We start from the raw sequence: 19,921 nt of genomic DNA on the forward strand, positions 1-19,921 counted from the left end.
AAAGGAGTAGTCATAACCAATAAGGTTAAGCCCTCGACCGATTAGTACTCGCTAGCTAAACACGTCACCGTGCTTACACTTTGAGCCTATCAACCTTGTAGTCTTCAAGGGGTCTTACTCTGTAAACAGAAGGGATATCTTATCTTAAGGGCGGCTTCACGCTTAGATGCCTTCAGCGTTTATCCGTTCCGCACATAGCTGCCCAGCTGTGCCACTGGCGTGACAACTGGTGCACCAGAGGTGCGTCCATCCCGGTCCTCTCGTACTAGGGACAGCTCCTTGCAAATATCCTACGCCCACGACAGATAGGGACCGAACTGTCTCACGACGTTCTGAACCCAGCTCGCGTACCGCTTTAATTGGCGAACAGCCAAACCCTTGGGACCGAATTCAGCCCCAGGATGCGATGAGCCGACATCGAGGTGCCAAACCTCCCCGTCGATGTGGACTCTTGGGGGAGATCAGCCTGTTATCCCCAGGGTAGCTTTTATCCGTTGAGCGACGGCATTTCCATTCACATACCGCCGGATCACTAACTCCAACTTTCGTTACTGCTCGAACCGTCATTCTCGCAGTTAGGCTCGCTTTTGCGTTTACACTCTGACGCATGGTTTCCATCCATGCAGAGCGAACCTTTGAGCGCCTCCGTTACTCTTTAGGAGGCGACCGCCCCAGTCAAACTGCCCACCTAACAATGTCCCCCGACTTGCTTCAAAGCCGCAGGTTAGAATTCCAGCACTCCAAGAGTGGTATCCCAAGGTCGACTCCACACAAGCTGACGCCTGTGCTTCCCAGTCTCCCACCTATCCTGTACGTGAAATACCGAAATCCAATATTAGGCTACAGTAAAGCTCCATGGGGTCTTTCCGTCTAGTCGCGGGTAACCGGCATCTTCACCGGTACTACAATTTCGCCGGGCGGGTTGTTGAGACAGTGCCCAGATCGTTACACCTTTCGTGCGGGTCAGAACTTACCTGACAAGGAATTTCGCTACCTTAGGACCGTTATAGTTACGGCCGCCGTTTACCGGGGCTTCAATTCAATGCTCTCACATCTCCTCTTAACCTTCCGGCACCGGGCAGGTGTCAGCCCCTATACGTCATCTTTCGATTTAGCAGAGACCTGTGTTTTTGCTAAACAGTCGCCTGGGCCTATTCTCTGCGGCTCAATCACTTGAGCACCCCTTATCCCTAAGTTACGGGGTCAACTTGCCGAGTTCCTTAACAACCCTTCTCCCGTTGGCCTTAGAATCTTCTTCCTATCTACCTGTGTCGGTTTGCGGTACGGGCACCTAAGATATTCATACAGCTTTTCTTGTCTCTTTCCATGATGACTTCTCTACTCATTTTCGATCCCTTACGACCGGGTCAACCATCGCCCGGCAACATCACTTCTAAAGCGTCCCTGTACTTAAATCTTTCGGTGGCTACGGAATTTCAACCGTATGTGCATCGGCTACGCGTCTCCGCCTCGCCTTAGCCCCCGGCTTACCCTGAGCGGACGAACCTTCCTCAGGAAACCTTAGATTTTCGGCCATTATGATTCTCACATAATTCTCGCTACTCATTCCGGCATTCTCACTCGAATAAAGTCCACCAGCGCTTCCGCTCTGACTTCACCCCTTATTCGACGCTCTCCTACCACTCTAAATTACTTTAGAATCCCAAGCTTCGGTACATTGTTTAGCCCCGTTGAATTTTCGGCGCAGGGTCACTCGACCAGTGAGCTATTACGCACTCTTTTAATGAGTGGCTGCTTCTAAGCCAACATCCTGGTTGTTTATGCAACCCCACATCCTTTTCCACTTAACAATGTTTAGGGACCTTAGCTGTGGGTCTGGGCTGTTTCCCTTTTGACAATGAGACTTATCTCACATTGTCTGACTCCCGTGAATCAATTATCTGGCATTCTTAGTTTGATAGGGTTCAGTAATCTTTCGACCCCTAGCCCATTCAGTGCTTTACCTCCAGTAATCTTTCACGAGGCTAGCCCTAAAGCTATTTCGGAGAGAACCAGCTATATCCGAGTTCGATTGGAATTTCTCCGCTATCCACACCTCATCACCGGCCTTTTCAACGGACGTGTGTTCGGCCCTCCATGGAGTTTTACCTCCACTTCAGCCTGGACATGGATAGGTCACTCGGTTTCGGGTCTATTGCATACGACTTTTTCGCCCTATTCAGACTTGCTCTCGCTTCGGCTCCGTGCCTTAAGCACTTAACCTTGCCGCATACAATAACTCGCCGGACCATTCTACAAAAGGTACCCGATCACACTTTGACGTGCTCTCGGTGCTTGTAAGCATAGGGTTTCAGGTTCTTTTTCACTCCCCTCCCGGGGTTCTTTTCACCGTTCCTTCACAGTACTATTCGCTATCGGTCATTAGGTAGTATTTAGGCTTGGAGGATGGTCCCCCCATCTTCCCACGGGGTTTCACGTGTCCCGCGGTACTTTGGATACAGCTCGCTGACTTTCTCTTTCGCTTACGTGACTCTCACACTCTTCGGTACGTTTTCCCACACGTTTCAACTAGAAATTATCAATGCTAAATGCTGTCCGAAACCCCATAAGTATTGCTACCTATGGTTTAGCCTCTTCCGCTTTCGCTCGCCACTACTCACAGAATCTCGGTTGATTTCTTTTCCTCGCCCTACTTAGATGTTTCAGTTCAGGCGGTTCCCCTCATATACCTATTTGATTCAGTATATGATGTATGTGCATACACATACGGATTGCTCCATTCGGAAATCTGCGGATCAATTCATACTTGCTGATCCCCGCAGCTTATCGCAGCTTATCACGTCCTTCATCGGCTCCTAATGCCAAGGCATTCTCCCTACGCTCTTCTTAGCTTAACCATTTTTGAATTATGTCTAATCCTCTTAATTTTTATGCTAATTGCAGGTTTTTTACCCGACTTTAACTTTCGTTATTGTCGTTCATTTTTCCTCATTTGCATTACTTTTGCTTTTCATTATTCAATTTTCAAGTTTCGTTCCTTGCAAGATCTCTCTTGCTGGTGGGCACAAGTGGACTCGAACCACCGACCTCACGCTTATCAGGCGTGCGCTCTAACCACCTGAGCTATGCGCCCATTATGCTTTACATAACGGCACTCAAGCTGTTCGTCTTCCTTCGTCCCTTGGTGGAGATGAGGAGAATCGAACTCCTGACCCCCTGCTTGCAAAGCAGGTGCTCTCCCAGCTGAGCTACACCCCCATATGCAGGGACTAGGTACTCCATTGTGCTGTTTTAAAGATACTGTTTCCAGCATCCTCAAAATTGAACAAAAACTACTTTCTTAAACCTTTGCTGACCGGAGAATTTGTTTATGAGAAGTTTTTTTACTTCTCCGTTCTCCATAGAAAGGAGGTGATCCAGCCGCACCTTCCGATACGGCTACCTTGTTACGACTTCACCCCAGTCATCAATCCCACCTTCGACTGCGTCCTCCTTGCGGTTAGACTACAGGCTTCGGGTGTTACCGACTCCCATGGCGTGACGGGCGGTGTGTACAAGGCCCGGGAACGTATTCACCGCAGCATGCTGATCTGCGATTACTAGCAATTCCGACTTCATGTAGGCGGGTTGCAGCCTACAATCCGAACTAAGACTGCTTTTAGGGGTTCGCTCCACCTCGCGGCTTTGCTTCCCTCTGTTGACAGCCATTGTAGTACGTGTGAGGCCCAGGTCATAAGGGGCATGATGATTTGACGTCATCCCCACCTTCCTCCGTTTTGTCAACGGCAGTCCTGCTAGAGTGCTCTTGCGTAGCAACTAACAGTAAGGGTTGCGCTCGTTGCGGGACTTAACCCAACATCTCACGACACGAGCTGACGACAACCATGCACCACCTGTCTATATGTCTCCGAAGAGATTTCACTCATCTCTGAGCTATGCATACGATGTCAAGACCTGGTAAGGTTCTTCGCGTTGCTTCGAATTAATCCACATACTCCACTGCTTGTGCGGGCCCCCGTCAATTCCTTTGAGTTTCAACCTTGCGGTCGTACTCCCCAGGTGGATTACTTATTGCGTTTGCTGCGGCACGGAAGGGGTCAGTCCCCCCACACCTAGTAATCATCGTTTACGGCGTGGACTACCAGGGTATCTAATCCTGTTTGCTCCCCACGCTTTCGAGCCTCAGCGTCAGTTAAAGCCCAGTAAGCCGCCTTCGCCACTGATGTTCCTCCTAATATCTACGCATTTCACCGCTACACTAGGAATTCCGCTTACCTCTACTTCACTCAAGAACCACAGTTTCAAATGCAGTTTATGGGTTAAGCCCATAGTTTTCACATCTGACTTGCGATCCCGCCTACGCTCCCTTTACACCCAGTAATTCCGGACAACGCTCGCTCCCTACGTATTACCGCGGCTGCTGGCACGTAGTTAGCCGGAGCTTCCTCCTCAGGTACCGTCTTTTTTCGTCCCTGAAGACAGAGGTTTACAATCCTAAAACCTTCTTCCCTCACGCGGCATCGCTGCATCAGAGTTTCCTCCATTGTGCAATATTCCCCACTGCTGCCTCCCGTAGGAGTCTGGGCCGTGTCTCAGTCCCAATGTGGCCGATCAACCTCTCAGTCCGGCTACTGATCGTCGCCTTGGTAAGCCGTTACCTTACCAACTAGCTAATCAGACGCGAGCTCATCTTTCAGCGATAAATCTTTGATAATCAAATCATGCGGTTCAATTATGTTATGCGGTATTAACGATCGTTTCCAATCGGTATCCCCCTCTGAAAGGCAGATTGCTCACGTGTTACTCACCCGTCCGCCACTAGATCAGAAAAGCAAGCTCCTCTTCTCTCGTTCGACTTGCATGTGTTAAGCGTGCCGCCAGCGTTCGTCCTGAGCCAGGATCAAACTCTTAATTAAAGTTGTATATCAAAAGCATCTCTGCTCTTGTTATCCTGTTTCAGTTCACTTCACTGAACGTACATTTCTTTTACGTCTTTATGTTAGACCTTTAATTCTTTTTCTCAAAAGAATCTCTCAAGGGTTTCGTACTATTCGTCTTTGTTCAATTTTCAAGATGCTGTTTCGTTACACTCTTTTGTGTCGTGCAACTTTTACATTATATCACACTTTTTATCTTTTGTCAACCCCTTTTCTGAAGTTTTTTCAAAAAAGTTTTTTGACTTCCGATCTTTTCGTGTTTTCTAATGTGCTGTCTTAAATCAGCTTATCTATTATATCATATTAGCTAAGCTTTGTCAAGACTTTTCTTTGTGAATTCTTTATGAATTCGTTTGAACTCTTTCAGAAAGTGCTCATCGTCATCACTTTATTCACATTCATCGCTCTCATCAAGCGACTTATTTATTTTATCATCTACAGCGACATTTGTCAATAGCTTTTTCATCGTTTCTCTCTTTTATACATTTTCTACCCGATAATTTAGATATTTTTCACTATGTTGTTCAGTTTATACTATGTATAAAAGAAAAAGCAGGGCAATGCCCTGCTCTGATGCTCTTAATTATTAGAAGATGTATCAAATCCGCCCCTGTTAAAGAACAATTCTCTTATTGCAAGCGCACAGCCTGACAGGAATCTGTGTTTGTCCTCAATAATAGAAAGCTCGATCTTGCTTGAAACAAGCGCTCCGCCTATCTCTGTCACAGCGTCCTTTAATTTCTGGAACGCCTTTTCATTCTGGAATTTGAACTGATGCAGCACTATCTTCTGTGGGTTGGTAGAAAAATACAAGTTGTTAAGAAGCACCGCTAACAGCGTAAGCTCGCCGTTAAGTATCTCTTTTACAGCCTTGTCGTCTTTCTCGTATGCCATCGTTATCATATCCTGATTGACATTCTCAAAGCTTCCCCTTGCCGCCTCATAGAGAAAAGGCGTCTTTTCAGCAGAAAATACTTCCCTAAGCTTTGACATAGTAGCCGATGGAGTGAGTTCACTCTCAACACAGCCCCTTCTTCCGCAAGGACAAGTCCTGTCAGAATAAGGGTTGATTATCATCTTATCCACAAAGTTAGTTCTGTTATCATATGAAACGATCGGATCATTAAGATTCGTCACAACAAAGTGCATAGTGTTGCCATACTGCAAAAAGGCTATGTTGTGTCTGTTTATATCCTTTGTTTTAAGGAAGTCGATATTTGCCATAGCTGTACCCTTTACAGAGTTGTCAAAAACCAGCGGAAGCTCAGTTTTCTCTCTTATTGCAGCCTTTAGCTTAGCATAATCAGGCTCGCCATCTTCAACACTGATACCAAGTCTTGAATACATAGTCGGGAATATACCGAAACCTATGCCGAGAATAGAGTTCTTGTCAAGGCAGTTGTCGCCCAGTACCTCGTTTATAGACTTCTCAGTGAAATCAAAAATAGTGCTGTAGTCCGTCTTTTCGTTGATAGCCAGGTTTCTCTTATCGAGAACTGCACCTGCCAGAGTTGACAGACCAACGCTTACGATATCCTCCTCTACCGTTACGCCTATAACGAACTTGTAGTGGTGATTTATGTCGATAAGTATCTTTTTTCTGCCTCTCGGAGCTTTTTCTGTAACGTGCTTGTATTCGCCTATTTCCTGTATTATCCCCTGCTCGATCATTTCATTTGTTATGATCGTAACAGCAGCTCTTGTAAGCTCTAAAGTTCCCGCAATGTCGATACGGGAAGTAGGGCCTCTCTGCTTGAGTATCTTGAGGACCTGCATACGGTTGCGCCTCTTGAGATCAAGCTTGCTAATGCCATGCTGTTCCATATAACTATAATTCCCTCCGAATATATTATTACCTGCCCTGTACGTTCAAAGCGTTCCGTGTCCTTTAAATACTGATACGAAACGCCTTTTATGTGCAAGCTTCCGGCGGCAGCCATGCATGAAATAACGCACAACTCCGCCGTTTAATTGTTCTTCTCGAAAATTATAGCAAACATTTTTAAACTCATGATTAACAATTGATTATCATTTAACTGTTTACCGAACATTTACAATTTTTTAAAGAATATCAGCCTCGTTAATATCGTCCTCTATTTCCTCACCGTTGAGAATAGCCTTGAGAGTTTCCACTTCTTCGTCAGTAAGAGTGATACCCTTGCCCATTCTGCTGTGGTCTGGATTCCATTCTCTCAGGTCATATTTAGGCTCTCTCTCGTTCCAGGAAACCTTGTTAAGCTCCTTTGTCCAGCCCTTAGCGTTTTCAGAAAGTACGCCTATACGCTCTGTGATCTCAAATTTCAATTCTGCCATGATAAAAAACCTCCATTGGTGTAATAGGAGCATAGCCCCTTTATCTATAAAACGCAGTATCTCTACCGCTTTTTATATGCCCATTCAATAAGCTTATCCCATATCTGTCTGCGGAATATAAAGCCGCATACAAGTGTCTGCACCGCCGCCGCAAGCACGCCGAACCAAAGTCCTGCCGCCGCACCAAGCAGTATATCAAGTGCCGCAATGCCAATGAAAACATCTGCTGGCCTGCGATTTTTGATAATAACAGCCACCGCCAGTATCAGAAATGCCACCGCTGCCCATACCATGCCGTGCCTGAAAACTAGACTCAGCGGCATAAGCACCATAAAGATATACATAAGCCTGTTCTTGTTTTTGTATATTGCAAAGACAAAGCCTGCCAGAAGCAAAGCATACACAATAATGCCCCTTGTGAGCAAGTCTATGAGTACAAATACAGCCAAGCCGCCTATAACTGCGCAAAGCTTTGCAGTGCTAAGGCTCACAAAATGTGAAGCTATCCTTGCAGGAAGCACCTTGTAGAATATGCTCTCCACAGCCTTTCGGTTGAGTATAAAGACCGCAAAGAAAAGCAGTGTCACGATAGCATACAAAGGCAGGTGGTGCATAAGGTCAGTTTCAAAAAGGCAAATGAACATCATCACAAGGATAACGATGTTGTTCACTATCATCTTTTTCATATCTATCCTGAACGGCACTAGCTTTCTCGAGTCTATGGCTCTTATGATGAAAACCGTCATGTAAGCCGCAACCGTGGATATAGGCGGACCGTAAAGTCCTATCCTCGGTATGAGGATAACGTTCAGCCCCACGTTTATCACACCTGAAACAAGGCTCGTAAAAAGTGACCTCTTCGTCTGCTTTGAAGCAAGATAAATAGACCCCATAAAAGTGGTGAAGCATGAATAAATGGTCGCATATATGATAATAGGCGAGTATTTTACGCAGTCACGGAAATCTGCGCCTATCCAGAAGTTAGTCACAGGCTGAACGATAAGCAGACAGCCTGCCACAAGGATATACAAAAGGCTCTGATTGAAGTCAAAAACATTCTCATAGAAGGAATCTCTGTCATCAGAATCGTCCTCAGTGATAGCCGACATATTCCAAGCCTGACCGAACATAAGATACACCGTTGACACAAGGTTAGGTATCTTGTAAGCCGCCGACAGCACGCCGTTGTAGTCCGAGCCAAGATAGTGGGTAGTCATAAATGAATCCGAGCTGTTTGTTATGAGCCACAAAAGCTGAGCAGGGATAAGAGGCACAGAGTATTGAAGCATTACCTGCAAAAGCTCTCTGTCAATATCCTTGAAGTTTATATATCTCCAAAGCTTTGACTTGAACGTGAGAAATACCACCGATATAAGGTCAGAAAGAATGGTAGCGAGCAAATACTTTTCAATGCCTGTGCCGTGACCGAGAAATCCCTCAGGGAGCACCATATAAAACAAAGCCGTCCAAAACAGCGTAAAGAACGTGGTCAGTATGCCGTTAAAAGCAAACAGCTTCACCTGCTCCATTGCACGCACGAAAGTTGAATACAGCGACTTCATGCTTGATGTGAATACATATACATATAGTATCAAGCTGTATCCGCCAATATACTTGTCAGCAATGCCCGTCAGCGACACAATAGGCAGCAAAATACCGAACACCGCCAGACCAAAGAAGCATATAAGATTGCCAAGAGTAAAGACCTTTACCTTGTCATAAGCCTTGTCAAGACCAAATCTGATTATAGCCTCCGTGATAGTCATGGTCACAAGAGGTATTATCCAGTTAGCTATCTGAGTGAGAACGTCCGTAACGCCCAGCTCAGCCGTAGTAAGATAGTTGGTGTAAATAGGCACAAGCAACAGCACAAGGACTTTTGAGCTGAAAGAACCTATAGCGAACACCAGAGTATTTGAAAACAGCTTTTTATAGCTGCTTTGTTTGCCTGTTTCTGCCATTTAAAATTTCCTCATTACATAAAAATATAACACATAGAGATATTATAACACAATGCTTTGATTTTTGCAAATATTTTTATAAAAAGCCGTATTTTTTCACAAACCGCTTGCAATCAGAGTAAGATTATAGTATAATAGACCTAAAGAAAAGGGCTGTAAAAACAGCGTCACAGAATTACAGGAGGAAGATAACATGAGCAAAGCAACAAAAGTATTTCTGATACTTTTCGTATCTGTATTCACAGCAGGAGTAGCTGCAAATATCATCTGTGAGATATTCAAAACAAGACTTCAGAAATATTATTCTGTAGACTAAAATTTAGCATGGTACAAAAACGTTTATTGTAGGGGACGGCGCCCCCGACGTCCCGCTTAGTCGGGGCTATTCCCAGCACGCACTCTCAGGACGGCTTCTGCCGTCCTTTTTCTTTACAAAAAACTTTTCACAAAGCTGAAACTTTTTCAGCATTTTTTCCGACTATTAGGGTGAAAGCTCACAGAGCAAAAAGAAACCTGCTAAGAAAAATCAATAGGCAAAATGAACAAAGTTGAGAAAAGAAGCAAAGGAAAAAACGATATAGCAAAGCTGACGTTTGAAGGAAGTATTCAAACGCCCGATGAGTATGTACCTGAGACTACAATTAATGTTCGGAGTAAAACTCCATAACCTTGCCGTAGTAAACTCGAAGGAATTTGTTAAGCCCCGCAATCATTGCTTCTTTGCCGCATTTCCCTTCGCTGCGTTTCTTCTGAATAAAGTCATAGACAGCATTGTCGGCAGGTTTGTGTTTGATTAAGGACTGCATGATCTCGTAGCCTGTTTTTCGCAGATAACTGTTTCCACGCTTGGATATATGACGCTCAGAAGCGTGGAATGCACCCGACTGATAAGGCGGAGCGTCAATGCCTGCATAGGCAATGAGAGAGTGCTTGTTTTTGAATCTGCGTACATCGCCAATTTCAGCAATGATACGTGGAGCAAGTGTATCTCCGATACAATCCATTTCCTTGACAACAGAATATTCAGGCAAGGTGTTGCAAAGATCCTGCATTTGTGCTAAAATGGTATTGCGTGATTCCTCTATTGAGTGGATCAGCTTGACGGCTTCACTAACGGCAATTTTGACGGATTGGGAGTTAGGAAGCGTAGGGATACCGTTTTGAGCAAGGGCAAGGATTTCCGCTGCCTTACGCTCGTTTAAGCGGTATCCCTTTTTCTTTGCCCATTTGCAGTAATCAGATGTAAATTTCATTTCTCCCATATCGAGAATATTCTGAAAATGAATATATCGACTGACAAACTCGGTCAGCTTGTGATTTTCACCTTGATTTGAAAGAACATCATTGATTTTGGGCATAACTTGGTCAAGAAGATTGGAGAAGTTCACCTTTGATTTAACAAGCATACCTGTAACCTGATAATACTGACGTGCAAGAAATTTAAGTTCATCGTATATAACATTAGAGGGATAAGCCTTAACAAGCTCGTTCCAGTATGTAATACCGAAAGATGCGATTTTAATCGAATCAATTTTATCGGTTTTTGCTCGTCTTATGCTTTGCGAGCAGAACTTCTTCATACGCAAGGCATTTACACAGCATACAAAAATGTTGTGAGAAGATAAATAGGTCGCAACAGGAAGATGATAGTGACCTGTATCTTCCATAACAACACGGGTTTCTTCATCGAATGATTTGATGAGAGAAATAAGAGAATCCAGTTCATCGGCAGTGTGACCAATGTCAAAGGGTGATTCAAGTATTTCGCCGCAAGGTTTCATAATGCAAACAGTACTTTTTCCTTTTGATACATCAATTCCTACACTAATCATGATAAATCCTTCTTTCTGATATTTTGTAATGTTTCCGCTCAGGAGCTTATTAAAATTCATTTTGGTTAGTGATGCGAACGCTGCTGTAAACACAGCAGGTACAACCTGCTTAATCGAATTTTATAACAAGAAGGCGGCTGACACTTTCTATTACGAACGCTTAGTTCTAAGGGGGTGACCGTCAGTCCATTACCTTCTTATTATATCAAAATAAGCATAGCCTGTCACCACTGTAGTCAGCAGTTTGGACTATGCTAATATCATACCAAAGGGGGAAAACCCATGGGAACAGAACTAAAAGATACATTCGTGCAGGCTTATAATGATACATACGATTATATAGACCGCTATCTTACCTCAAAGCTTCCCACCAGAGAGCTTATAGAGGACGCACTCCAAAGCGTGTATCTTGATTTTTACCGCTCCCTTATCACCACTGAGGGGAAAATAAAAAACGTCAGGCATTACGTCCTGCGTATAGCCAAGCATTATGTTGCAGACCATTACAGACAACAGCCCAAAGCCACATTCGAGGATATCACCAACCTGAATATCCCCGACGAAAAAGCCCTTGCTACCCTTGAAAACGCCGACTTTTTCGACTATGAACAGGTGATGAGCTATCTCAAAAGCTCCGACGATACCACCTACCGCATTTTCGTCCTGCACTATCAGTACGGCTATACTATCAAAAAGACAGCTTCATGCCTTGGCTTGTCGCAGTCCACCGTAAAATCAAGACTATACCGCACCCTTGAAAAGCTGAAAAAAATATACTGTGAAAAGGAGGAACAAAGCAATGAAAATGACAGATATAATGAAAAAGTCCCACAGCGAAAGCAAGTCTGAAAACCTTGACGCGATCCTGCAAAAAATAGACAATAAAGCCTTTATCACCTCTTCATCTGACAGCGCACCGACAGCCGCAAAACTCCAGCCTATAAAGCTTAGAAGAAAATCCGTGGGCATAGCCGCAGTGGCAGCCTGCGCCGCCGTAGCAGTGGGAGCATTCGCATTCAGCGGACTTTTAAAACCCGATATCGACACCACTACTCCCACATCCTCCACAGCTTCCACAGATACCGCCACACAGCCGCCCCAGACCCCACAGCCTATCACAGTGCCGGACGTCACCAACAAGACCTATGCCGAAGCCGAAAAGCTTATCGTACAGGCAGGCGGCACGCCCATGAGACGTGATAGATACAGCGATACTGTCTCCGCCGAAACTGTCATGAATACCGAGCCTGCCGCAGGGGAAGAGATACAAGCAGGGCAAGAAGTCAACCTGTTTGTGAGTAAAGGTCCAGTTCCTGAGCAAAGAACTTATATCCACAATGACAGTTCACAGACCGACTCTGACGAACAGACCGATAAACAGCTCACCGAAGACGAGCTTGGCACATATGAAGTGGCAGATATAGAGATACCGACCTTTACCGAACGCCTCACCGACCTTGAAAACACAGACGATCTTAACGTAATACTCTCCGCACTAAATTCAAGAGCCGCAGACTTTGGCATAATATCCGCCGAAAACCATGAAACCTACCTCGACGTAACAGTAAACACCGAAAATGACGTCACCTGCACAAAAGCCTACCTCCAAGCATACGGCGTAAATATCGACCTTGTGGACGTCCACACCGCCTACCCAGAGCCGACAGGCGATCTCCCCATCAGCGATACGCCTATAACAAATCCGTATAAAGTATCAAATCTTTTGTGCGACCTGGAAGAAATGGGTTACCGCCCAACTTTCACCTCCTGCAGCATTTATGATCAAGGCAACAGATGTGAGGTAACAGTGCTTTACGAACACAACATCAAGGAAATGGAAGAGCTTCTGCAAAGCTGTAACGTTGATATGTCAATAGTCACAATAACCCTCGGCGGCAAAGCAGAAGTCATCTCCGGCTACAGAAGCCCAAGAGAGATACTTGAAGAAGTAAAAGACGTTTTCCATATAAATGATGTAAGAATAGCCATAACTGGCAAGACCTCATATGTAGACGCCTATGCCATAGACATTTCCGATACCGAAAAGCTCGCCGATATAGCAGGCTACATCACCAGCTATTTTTCCGACGATATCCTCTACTCCATACCAATATCCCTAAACGGCAGCGATTACTTTTTCGTACATAAATAGCACAAAACCGCTCTGCACTGCGCAGGGCGGCTTTTGTTTCACATACAAAACCTATGGCTTCCAATAACCGTCACCGTAGGCTTAGCGTGCATATAAGCGTTTGAAGTCTTAGCAGGATTGTAGTAGTAAACGCAGCCGTTGGTAGGATCCCAGCCGTTCAAAGCGTCACGGGCAGCATTGTAAGCTGAAGCGGCAACAGGCTCGTTGAACTGTCCGTCCACCACCGCCGTAAAAGCGCCGTTTTGGTAAATTACCCCCGAAAGCGTGTCAGGGAAAGACGGGTGTTCAATACGGTTGAGTATCACCGCACCCACAGCCACCTGTCCCACATAAGGCTCGCCCCTGGCCTCGGCAGAGATTATCCTCGCCAAAAGATTGATATTCTGCTCCGTAGCCGACGGCACAGAGCCGATAGAAATGCCCAACGCACGCAGCGTCTGCGGACCTGCCGTCCCCGTCTGACTTATCCCCTGCTGTTTCTGAAATTTTATCACAGCGGCTTTGGTCTTTTCACCGTAGTATCCCGTCACAGAATCATTGAACAAACCACGTTCTTTAAGGCGTTCCTGAATAGCCCGCACCTCACTGCCGCTAGACCCAAGCTGAGAGAGCGCACTGTCCGAACCGCCCCAAAAGGCATTCACCGCCGCCAGCGAAACTCCCACCGCCAGCACCGTCACCACAGCTTTTTTTGCAAGCAGATTTCTCATTGTTCTCATAAGATCACCTCCTGAAAATCTGCATTTATTTTTTACAGCATTTACAGATTTATTCACGCCATGTCAATATGCACAAATTCAGCAGTACAAATTCATGCAAACAAATGATTTATATTTTAATTTGGCAACATTTCTGCAATTGTTGCATTTTTTATGCAACAAAAAGGGTACTTTTCGTGTATAAGTAGAAAGCGTTTTGATACTTGCGGGCACGTACAAGCCCTGCGACTTAGTGAATACGATGAGAGATTCTGGAACAGGCTGTAGAGTACTTGTGTCAAAGCGTGGGTGTGCGTTGTGGATTTTGTGTATACGCAACCAAGGGCTTAATACCAAATGTCACACCCCGAACGCAACTTGAAAATCGAATAAAAAACGACTGAAACACGACCCCCACGGCAACAAATCTGTAGGGGCGAACATCGTTCGCCCGTCGAAGAAACAAGTCCACGATTACAACCATTGTAGGACAGAACAAAAAACTATCCTATCACGCTTGTAGGGGACGGCGCCCTCGACGTCCCGCTCGGAGGTGTAATGCTGTGATTGTTGTATCTTTGATGCCAAATTATTTTCGAGGTACATTATTGTGATATTCCCCGATAATTCAATGGGCAAGAAATATCGGGCTGTCGCATTTCTGTGAGCTTGCGAACAGAAATTTCGCCAAGCCCCTACAATGCTGAAATTATGCAAATTCTGAACACGGGCGAACGCTGTTCGCCCCTACAGATATTCAGGCAAGTTTCTACCTCCGCAAAATCGCTCCGCTCTTTGCGGACTTTACGTTGTGCAGGAGGATAGTAAAGCGGTGCAGATTTTATACTCACATATCACTTTCATCTAATATCTAACTTCTATATGCTATTTTTCATTAAATCTGCACCTTGTCGGCTTACGCCGAATGAGGCTCTGCCTCAAACTCCGACAGGGCTTTGCCCTGTACCCACAAGGGGTTTCACCCCTTGACCCTGACCAGGGACGTGTCCCTGGACCTTTTGCTCGCTTCGCTCGGTGCTTTATTTTTACTTTATGCTTGCAATTTACTTTGATCTGCTATGCTCATTCCTCACTCCTCACTCCTCACTAAAAATCCGCCCCCACATCTTGCAATTTACCTCAAAATGTGCTATCATTATCTCTATAGGGGGTCTTATCCATGAAAAAACTCTTTTCCGTAATTTTTATGAACTTTTTCGGCTTCGACATGATAATTTTCTTGGTTGCAGTTGCGACCGCCCTCGTCTTTTATTTCACTAAAAAATCAGCTGATGTTCTCTATAACAAGCTTCATCTTAACATCTTCGTTCCCGACTCAGGTGCTTCCCGCCGTCAGGCTGACAGCGATATTTCCGGCATTCGTGAAACAGATATCGTTTCTATGCGCAACCGCACAGGAAGCCTTTATTCTCTGTTCGTAAATCTCACAGGGATTTTCCCTCTCTTGGGTATCCTCGGCACTGTTATCTCCCTCCTCGGTATGGTGGGCGATATGACAAACGTTCAGGATAATTTCTATGGCGCTTTGACCTCCACTTTTTGGGGACTTGTTTTTGCTATAATCTTCAAATTTCTTGACGGCATAATCTCTGCAAAAATAGAGGATAACGAGAAAAATGTTCAGCTCTATCTTGAAAGAAACAACGCTGAACATTCCCAAAGCGGTGAACAGCCATGAATGGTTTCAGGAAAAATAAGGGCATAGTCCTTGAGCTAACTTCCCTGCTAGATGTTATCATGATAATGCTTTTCTGGGTCATGACCGATGTTTCCGCATCTGCCGACAGTCAGAAAGAGGACGCTAAAGCTCAGGTGCAGGCTGTCACTCAACAGCTTGAGGAGCAGAAGCAAAAGTCCGCTGACGAATTAGAAAAGCTCCGTGAGGATATGCAAAAGCAGATAGATGAAGCCTATAAAAAGGCTGAGAGCATTAACAGCAATGCCGCAAAAAATCAGCAGGCGCTTGACGGCTACACTCAGGGTATGCTCATATCACTTGATATGCGAAATGAAAACGGCTCTGACAAGCTGTATATTTCCCGTAATGATGAGGATATTATGACCGTGACCCCTGATGAAGATATCTCAGGCAGGCTCATATCTCTTTTTGAAGGACTCGGTGCGGCAGACGGTGAAGTAATGCTTGCGGCAGTGGTCTATGACGGTGACGCAGTGCTTTATCGTAACATGAGAATAGTGGAAAACGCTGTGCAGGCTGTGTCAGACAAATACGAAAATGTTTACTTTACATACATAAACACTTCCAAATAGAAAGGACAATAAAAATGAGTATTCAGAACGATGTTGAAAAGCTCTACCGCAGTGACCTTGAAAAACAAAGACAAAAGCAGAAAAAGAAAAAAAAGAAAAAGCTTCTTAGTGTCATGTTGATCGTCATTATCATTGCGGCGCTTATTCTTATAATGCAGTATCTTGGACTTGGACTAGGCGGTGGAAAAGGCGAAGGCTCAGGGGACGGCAAGGACGTAAGTGCCTCCTCCAATGAAGCTTCCGTTACTACCACAACAACAGCAGTGCCAAAGGAATTTTATGACATCAAGGTTTCAGGAAGCACTTATATAATCGATGAGCGTGTGGTAAATCTTAAAAGTCTTGTTTCCACAGTGAAGCTTATGAGCGACAATGTTATCGTAAGGATAACAGACGACAACGCAACAAAGAACGCTATGGATGACTTGAAAAAGGCTCTTACCGACGACGGCAGAGAGTTCACAGAAACAGTTCTTGACAATTCAGCTTTGGATAACAGCGTGGCTAATGACGTCACATCAGAAACCGTAAGATAAAATCGTAGGGGCGAACAGCGTTCGCCCGTTGTTCAGTGCGTTTAACAAAACAGACGGACAGGGTTCGCCTGTTTTCTCAATAGACAGATAATATAATAAAAATGGGGACGGTCAAGCCGTCCTCTTTTCAGAAACAGAGGTAATATCATGCTTGGACTTACTTTAGAGGGCGGAGCCAGCAGAACGGTCTATTCCTGCGGAATAATGGACGCTCTGCTGGAGGATAAAATAATAGCCGATTATGTTATAGGTGTTTCGGCAGGAGCAGCTTTCGGCGTTTCTTATTGCTCAGGGCAGATAAGAAGAAATCTCCGCCTTGCAACTGAGTTTATGGGAACAAAGAAATACATGGGAGCAAGACATCTTATCGACCCGAAAAACCGATGCTACTATAACCTTGATTATGCCTACAATGTTGTGCCTAATGTTGAGCTTCCCTTTGATTATGAAGCCTACAGAAACTTCAAGGGCAGATTTTGTGCAGTTGTTACAAACGTAAAAAACGGCAAGGCTGAGTACATGGACGTGCCAAAAGATGACACCCACTGGAATTTGCTTAGAGCAACCTGTGCGCTTCCTCTGCTTTTCCCTGAGATAGAGATAAACGGAGAAAAATATATGGACGGCGGTATATCAGATTCAATACCATATATGCAGGCAATAAAAGCAGGCTGTGACAAAAATATCGTTGTGCTGACCCGACCAAAGGGCTATGTTAAGACCCAAGAGCCTGCCACAAAGCTTGCCATGAAATATTATCACAAGCACCCTGAGTTTGCCGAAGCCCTTGCCACAAGAGCCGAGAGATACAACAAATGTATCGCAGAGCTTATGGAGCTTAAAGCGGAGGGGAAAGTCTTTGTTTTCACACCAAAGACCACCTTCGGAGTAGGCAGGACTGAGGGCGACCCTGTAAAGCTGAGAAGGCTCTACGATTACGGCTACAACCACGCAAAATGGGCAATGGACGATCTGAAAAAATATCTTTGCAAGTAGGAATGAGGTAATAAAATGTCATACAAGCTGCCGCTTTTTGCTGCCGCCGCATTTCTGGGCGGTTATATGCTTATTTCAAACAGACAGCTAAGGGTGAACGAATATGAGCTGAAAGTATCAAAGCTTCCTGAGAATTTTGTTGGCAAAAAGATACTTCTTCTTGCAGACCTGCACAAAAAACGCTATGGGGACAATTTCAACAATCTTGTAAATTCCTGTATTGCCGCCGAGCCTGACTTTATTTTCTTTGCAGGTGATCTTTACAGCCGTGACGAAACGGACATGATACCGAAGCTTGCCCTTATGAAAAGGCTAAAACATATTGCACCGACCTATTATATTTTCGGTAACCATGAAACTGACAACATGGACAATGCCGAAGCCCTTGCTTTGAAACTCACCGAATGTGGAGTACACATTCTGAGAAACAACATGGAGCAGATAAAAATAGGCGAGGATCACATCAATATATACGGCACTCAGCTTCCCCAAAGATTTTACCGCAACGAAGATTTTTCACATCACGACCTGCCGCAGATTACAAAGGACGAGCTTACAAAACTTTTAGGAGAGCCTGACAGGAGCGAATGTAACTTTTTGCTTTCGCACACGCCGCTGGCGTTCCGTGCTTATGCGGACTGGGGAGCAGATGTGACGTTTTCGGGTCACTGTCACGGGGGAGTTATAAGATTGCCTTTTATTGGCGGAATACTTTCTCCTGAGCGGAAATTCTTTCCACGATACACAAAGGGCATTTACGAACTTAACGCTGAACAGGGCTTGGCAAAGCTTGCTGTTACGGCGGGGCTTGGTAAATTCAGGCTGAATAATCCCTCGGAAATAATGATTTGCACACTTGAAAGGCAGGAATAAATATGTATCAGAAACAATTTGCAGAATATTTTGACAAGCACATGGAGGAGATACTTCGTGACCTTGACGAGATTATTTCTATCGAGAGCATTGGTGACATAAACGCCCCTGTTAAGCCATTTGGCGAGGGTTCTCGCAAGGCTCTTAACTGGGGAAAGGCTTATCTTGAAAAGCTCGGCATGACAACAAAGGACTTTGACGGCTATGCTGTTCACTGTGATTTTTACCAAAATGGGGAATGTAAGCTTGCTGTGCTTTCACATCTTGACACTGTTCCCGCAGGCGAGGGCTGGAGCTATCCCCCTTTCAAGCTGACTAAAGCTGACGGAAAGCTTTTCGGCAGAGGAACAATTGACGACAAAGGTCCGAGCGTTGCGGTGCTGTGGGCTGTAAAGGCTATCAAAGAGCTTAACATTCCTATAAAAAAGAACTTCCGTGTTATTTTCGGTGGCAATGAAGAGGGCGGCTGTGAGGACATGGAATATTATGAAAGCAAACAGCCTTTCCCTGAAATGGTGTTCACCCCCGACGGCTCTTTTCCTGTGCTCAACTGCGAAAAAGGCATGGTGCATCTTACATTCTCTGCTGAATTTTCAGATGATAAGATAGCTGAGATAAATGGTGGAAGCGTTATAAATGCTATCCCGGACAAGTGCATTGTGAAGTTTGCTGACGACAGTGAGAAGGTCATCAGAGGAAAATCGTCACACGGGTCAAGACCTGAAAACGGCGACAATGCGGTGACGAAATTTGTGGCAGAATACAAAAATAAAAATGCTCTCCTTGGTGGGTTGGCTGAGCTTTTCCCACACGGAGAATGCAACGGAAAGTCCTGCGGTCTTGGTTTTTCAGACGATGTATCAGGCGAGATGACCTGTGCGCTGACTATCCTTAAAACTGAGGGTGGCAGGCTTCATGGCGGTATCGACATACGCTTCCCTATTGACAAGACGCTTGCTGAGATAAGCGGTATCATAACTTCGGCACTTGAAAGCAAGGGCTTCAAGGTGGACGAGCTTGACGGCATGGAGCCGCATTATGTGGACGAAAACAGTGAGTTCGTTCAGACATTGTTAAGGGTATACGAAAAGGTCAAGGGCGAAAAGGGAAAATGTATCGCAGAGGGCGGAATAACCTACGTTCACAACACAAAGGGCGGTGTTGCGTTCGGTGCGGAATTTCCTGAGGAAAACAACAATATGCACGGAGCTGACGAGCATATTTCCATGGAAACTTTCAAAATAAATCTGAATATGTACGCAAACGCTATTGCAGAGCTTTGCGGTGAATAATTGGGTGTGCATGGCTCTTGACAAAGTGTGATTTTAGTGGTATACTTTATTACATAAAAGCTTAAAAGCGTAAAAGCA

At 45.0% G+C, this 19,921-nt stretch carries 14 protein-coding genes, 2 tRNA genes and 2 rRNA genes; 9 read left to right on the plus strand and 9 right to left on the minus strand.

Going from position 1 to position 19,921, the window contains the following annotated elements:
* Positions 1–21: 21 nt before the first annotated feature.
* The 7 genes from RBI_RS07305 to RBI_RS07335 form a co-directional block, all read right to left on the minus strand.
* A 23S ribosomal RNA gene (locus RBI_RS07305) occupies positions 22–2,858 on the minus strand.
* 159 nt (positions 2,859–3,017) lie between these two features.
* Positions 3,018–3,094: transfer RNA gene (locus RBI_RS07310), tRNA-Ile, on the minus strand.
* Positions 3,095–3,143: 49 nt separating this feature from the next.
* Positions 3,144–3,219: transfer RNA gene (locus RBI_RS07315), tRNA-Ala, on the minus strand.
* 146 nt (positions 3,220–3,365) lie between these two features.
* Positions 3,366–4,877 (minus strand): 16S ribosomal RNA (locus tag RBI_RS07320).
* Together the 16S and 23S rRNA genes with 2 tRNA genes alongside form the textbook arrangement of a ribosomal RNA operon.
* A gap of 600 nt (positions 4,878–5,477) precedes the next feature.
* Positions 5,478–6,722, minus strand: a complete 1,245-nt coding sequence (locus RBI_RS07325) for an ROK family transcriptional regulator (RefSeq protein ID WP_022287990.1) — start codon at positions 6,720–6,722, stop codon at positions 5,478–5,480.
* 237 nt (positions 6,723–6,959) lie between these two features.
* Positions 6,960–7,211, minus strand: a complete 252-nt coding sequence (locus RBI_RS07330; protein WP_022287989.1) for a YdbC family protein — start codon at positions 7,209–7,211, stop codon at positions 6,960–6,962.
* A 62-nt stretch (positions 7,212–7,273) separates the two neighbouring features.
* On the minus strand, positions 7,274–9,172 hold the full coding sequence (locus tag RBI_RS07335; RefSeq protein ID WP_051706605.1) for a lipopolysaccharide biosynthesis protein: 1,899 nt from the start codon (positions 9,170–9,172) through the stop codon (positions 7,274–7,276).
* Positions 9,173–9,365: 193 nt separating this feature from the next.
* On the opposite strand from RBI_RS07335, the gene RBI_RS15425 reads away from it, so the two are divergent.
* Positions 9,366–9,488, plus strand: coding sequence for a hypothetical protein (locus RBI_RS15425; protein WP_022287987.1), 123 nt, complete (start codon positions 9,366–9,368; stop codon positions 9,486–9,488).
* 325 nt (positions 9,489–9,813) lie between these two features.
* Here the strand turns inward: RBI_RS15425 and RBI_RS07340 are convergent, their stop codons facing one another.
* A complete protein-coding gene (locus tag RBI_RS07340; protein WP_038670590.1) occupies positions 9,814–11,004 on the minus strand; it encodes an IS110 family transposase in 1,191 nt (396 codons plus the stop codon).
* A 282-nt stretch (positions 11,005–11,286) separates the two neighbouring features.
* On the opposite strand from RBI_RS07340, the gene RBI_RS07345 reads away from it, so the two are divergent.
* Positions 11,287–11,853: an RNA polymerase sigma factor gene (locus tag RBI_RS07345; RefSeq protein WP_038672038.1), complete on the plus strand. Its 567-nt coding sequence runs from the start codon at positions 11,287–11,289 to the stop codon at positions 11,851–11,853.
* Entirely contained in the window at positions 11,804–13,156 is a 1,353-nt protein-coding gene (locus tag RBI_RS07350; RefSeq protein WP_038672041.1) for a PASTA domain-containing protein, read from the plus strand. Before RBI_RS07345 ends, RBI_RS07350 begins: the two co-directional genes overlap by 50 nt.
* A gap of 38 nt (positions 13,157–13,194) precedes the next feature.
* Here RBI_RS07350 and sleB read toward each other — a convergent pair whose 3' ends face one another.
* Complete coding sequence (gene sleB, locus RBI_RS07355) at positions 13,195–13,875, minus strand: spore cortex-lytic enzyme (protein WP_038672043.1); 681 nt, start codon at positions 13,873–13,875, stop codon at positions 13,195–13,197.
* 1,159 nt (positions 13,876–15,034) lie between these two features.
* Between sleB and RBI_RS07360 the strand changes: the two genes are divergently transcribed.
* The 6 genes from RBI_RS07360 to RBI_RS07385 all read left to right on the plus strand — a co-directional run bounded on the left by RBI_RS07360 (position 15,035) and on the right by RBI_RS07385 (position 19,843).
* Positions 15,035–15,553, plus strand: a complete 519-nt coding sequence (locus RBI_RS07360) for a MotA/TolQ/ExbB proton channel family protein (RefSeq protein WP_038672045.1) — start codon at positions 15,035–15,037, stop codon at positions 15,551–15,553.
* Positions 15,550–16,146 (plus strand): cache domain-containing protein, encoded by a 597-nt coding sequence (locus tag RBI_RS07365; protein ID WP_038672047.1) that lies wholly within the window; start codon positions 15,550–15,552, stop codon positions 16,144–16,146. Before RBI_RS07360 ends, RBI_RS07365 begins: the two co-directional genes overlap by 4 nt.
* Before the next feature lie 14 nt (positions 16,147–16,160).
* The gene (locus RBI_RS07370) at positions 16,161–16,682 is read left to right on the plus strand and encodes a hypothetical protein (RefSeq protein WP_051706607.1); all 522 of its coding nucleotides are present in this window, start codon (positions 16,161–16,163) and stop codon (positions 16,680–16,682) included.
* Between the two features lie 147 nt (positions 16,683–16,829).
* Entirely contained in the window at positions 16,830–17,678 is an 849-nt protein-coding gene (locus RBI_RS07375) for a patatin-like phospholipase family protein (protein ID WP_178086262.1), read from the plus strand.
* 15 nt (positions 17,679–17,693) lie between these two features.
* Complete coding sequence (locus RBI_RS07380; RefSeq protein WP_038672051.1) at positions 17,694–18,551, plus strand: metallophosphoesterase; 858 nt, start codon at positions 17,694–17,696, stop codon at positions 18,549–18,551.
* 2 nt (positions 18,552–18,553) lie between these two features.
* Positions 18,554–19,843 (plus strand): Sapep family Mn(2+)-dependent dipeptidase, encoded by a 1,290-nt coding sequence (locus RBI_RS07385; RefSeq protein WP_038672053.1) that lies wholly within the window; start codon positions 18,554–18,556, stop codon positions 19,841–19,843.
* The last annotated feature ends 78 nt before the right edge of the window (positions 19,844–19,921 follow it).

The sequence above is a fragment of the Ruminococcus bicirculans (ex Wegman et al. 2014) genome (assembly GCF_000723465.1).
Lineage (GTDB): Bacteria > Bacillota > Clostridia > Oscillospirales > Ruminococcaceae > Hominimerdicola > Hominimerdicola aceti.

Bases quoted from the DNA above. Each gene is read 5' to 3' on its own strand.
- RBI_RS07325 (WP_022287990.1), bottom strand. From the start codon at position 6,722: ATGGAACAGCATGGCATTAGCAAGCTTGATCTCAAGAGGCGCAACCGT.
- RBI_RS07335 (WP_051706605.1), bottom strand. From the start codon at position 9,172: ATGGCAGAAACAGGCAAACAAAGCAGCTATAAAAAGCTGTTTTCAAAT.
- RBI_RS07360 (WP_038672045.1), top strand. From the start codon at position 15,035: ATGAAAAAACTCTTTTCCGTAATTTTTATGAACTTTTTCGGCTTCGAC.
- RBI_RS07385 (WP_038672053.1), top strand. From the start codon at position 18,554: ATGTATCAGAAACAATTTGCAGAATATTTTGACAAGCACATGGAGGAG.
- RBI_RS07330 (WP_022287989.1), bottom strand. From the start codon at position 7,211: ATGGCAGAATTGAAATTTGAGATCACAGAGCGTATAGGCGTACTTTCT.
- sleB (WP_038672043.1), bottom strand. From the start codon at position 13,875: ATGAGAACAATGAGAAATCTGCTTGCAAAAAAAGCTGTGGTGACGGTG.
- RBI_RS07375 (WP_178086262.1), top strand. From the start codon at position 16,830: ATGCTTGGACTTACTTTAGAGGGCGGAGCCAGCAGAACGGTCTATTCC.
- RBI_RS07350 (WP_038672041.1), top strand. From the start codon at position 11,804: ATGAAAATGACAGATATAATGAAAAAGTCCCACAGCGAAAGCAAGTCT.
- RBI_RS15425 (WP_022287987.1), top strand. From the start codon at position 9,366: ATGAGCAAAGCAACAAAAGTATTTCTGATACTTTTCGTATCTGTATTC.
- RBI_RS07365 (WP_038672047.1), top strand. From the start codon at position 15,550: ATGAATGGTTTCAGGAAAAATAAGGGCATAGTCCTTGAGCTAACTTCC.
- RBI_RS07370 (WP_051706607.1), top strand. From the start codon at position 16,161: ATGAGTATTCAGAACGATGTTGAAAAGCTCTACCGCAGTGACCTTGAA.
- RBI_RS07380 (WP_038672051.1), top strand. From the start codon at position 17,694: ATGTCATACAAGCTGCCGCTTTTTGCTGCCGCCGCATTTCTGGGCGGT.
- RBI_RS07340 (WP_038670590.1), bottom strand. From the start codon at position 11,004: ATGATTAGTGTAGGAATTGATGTATCAAAAGGAAAAAGTACTGTTTGC.
- RBI_RS07345 (WP_038672038.1), top strand. From the start codon at position 11,287: ATGGGAACAGAACTAAAAGATACATTCGTGCAGGCTTATAATGATACA.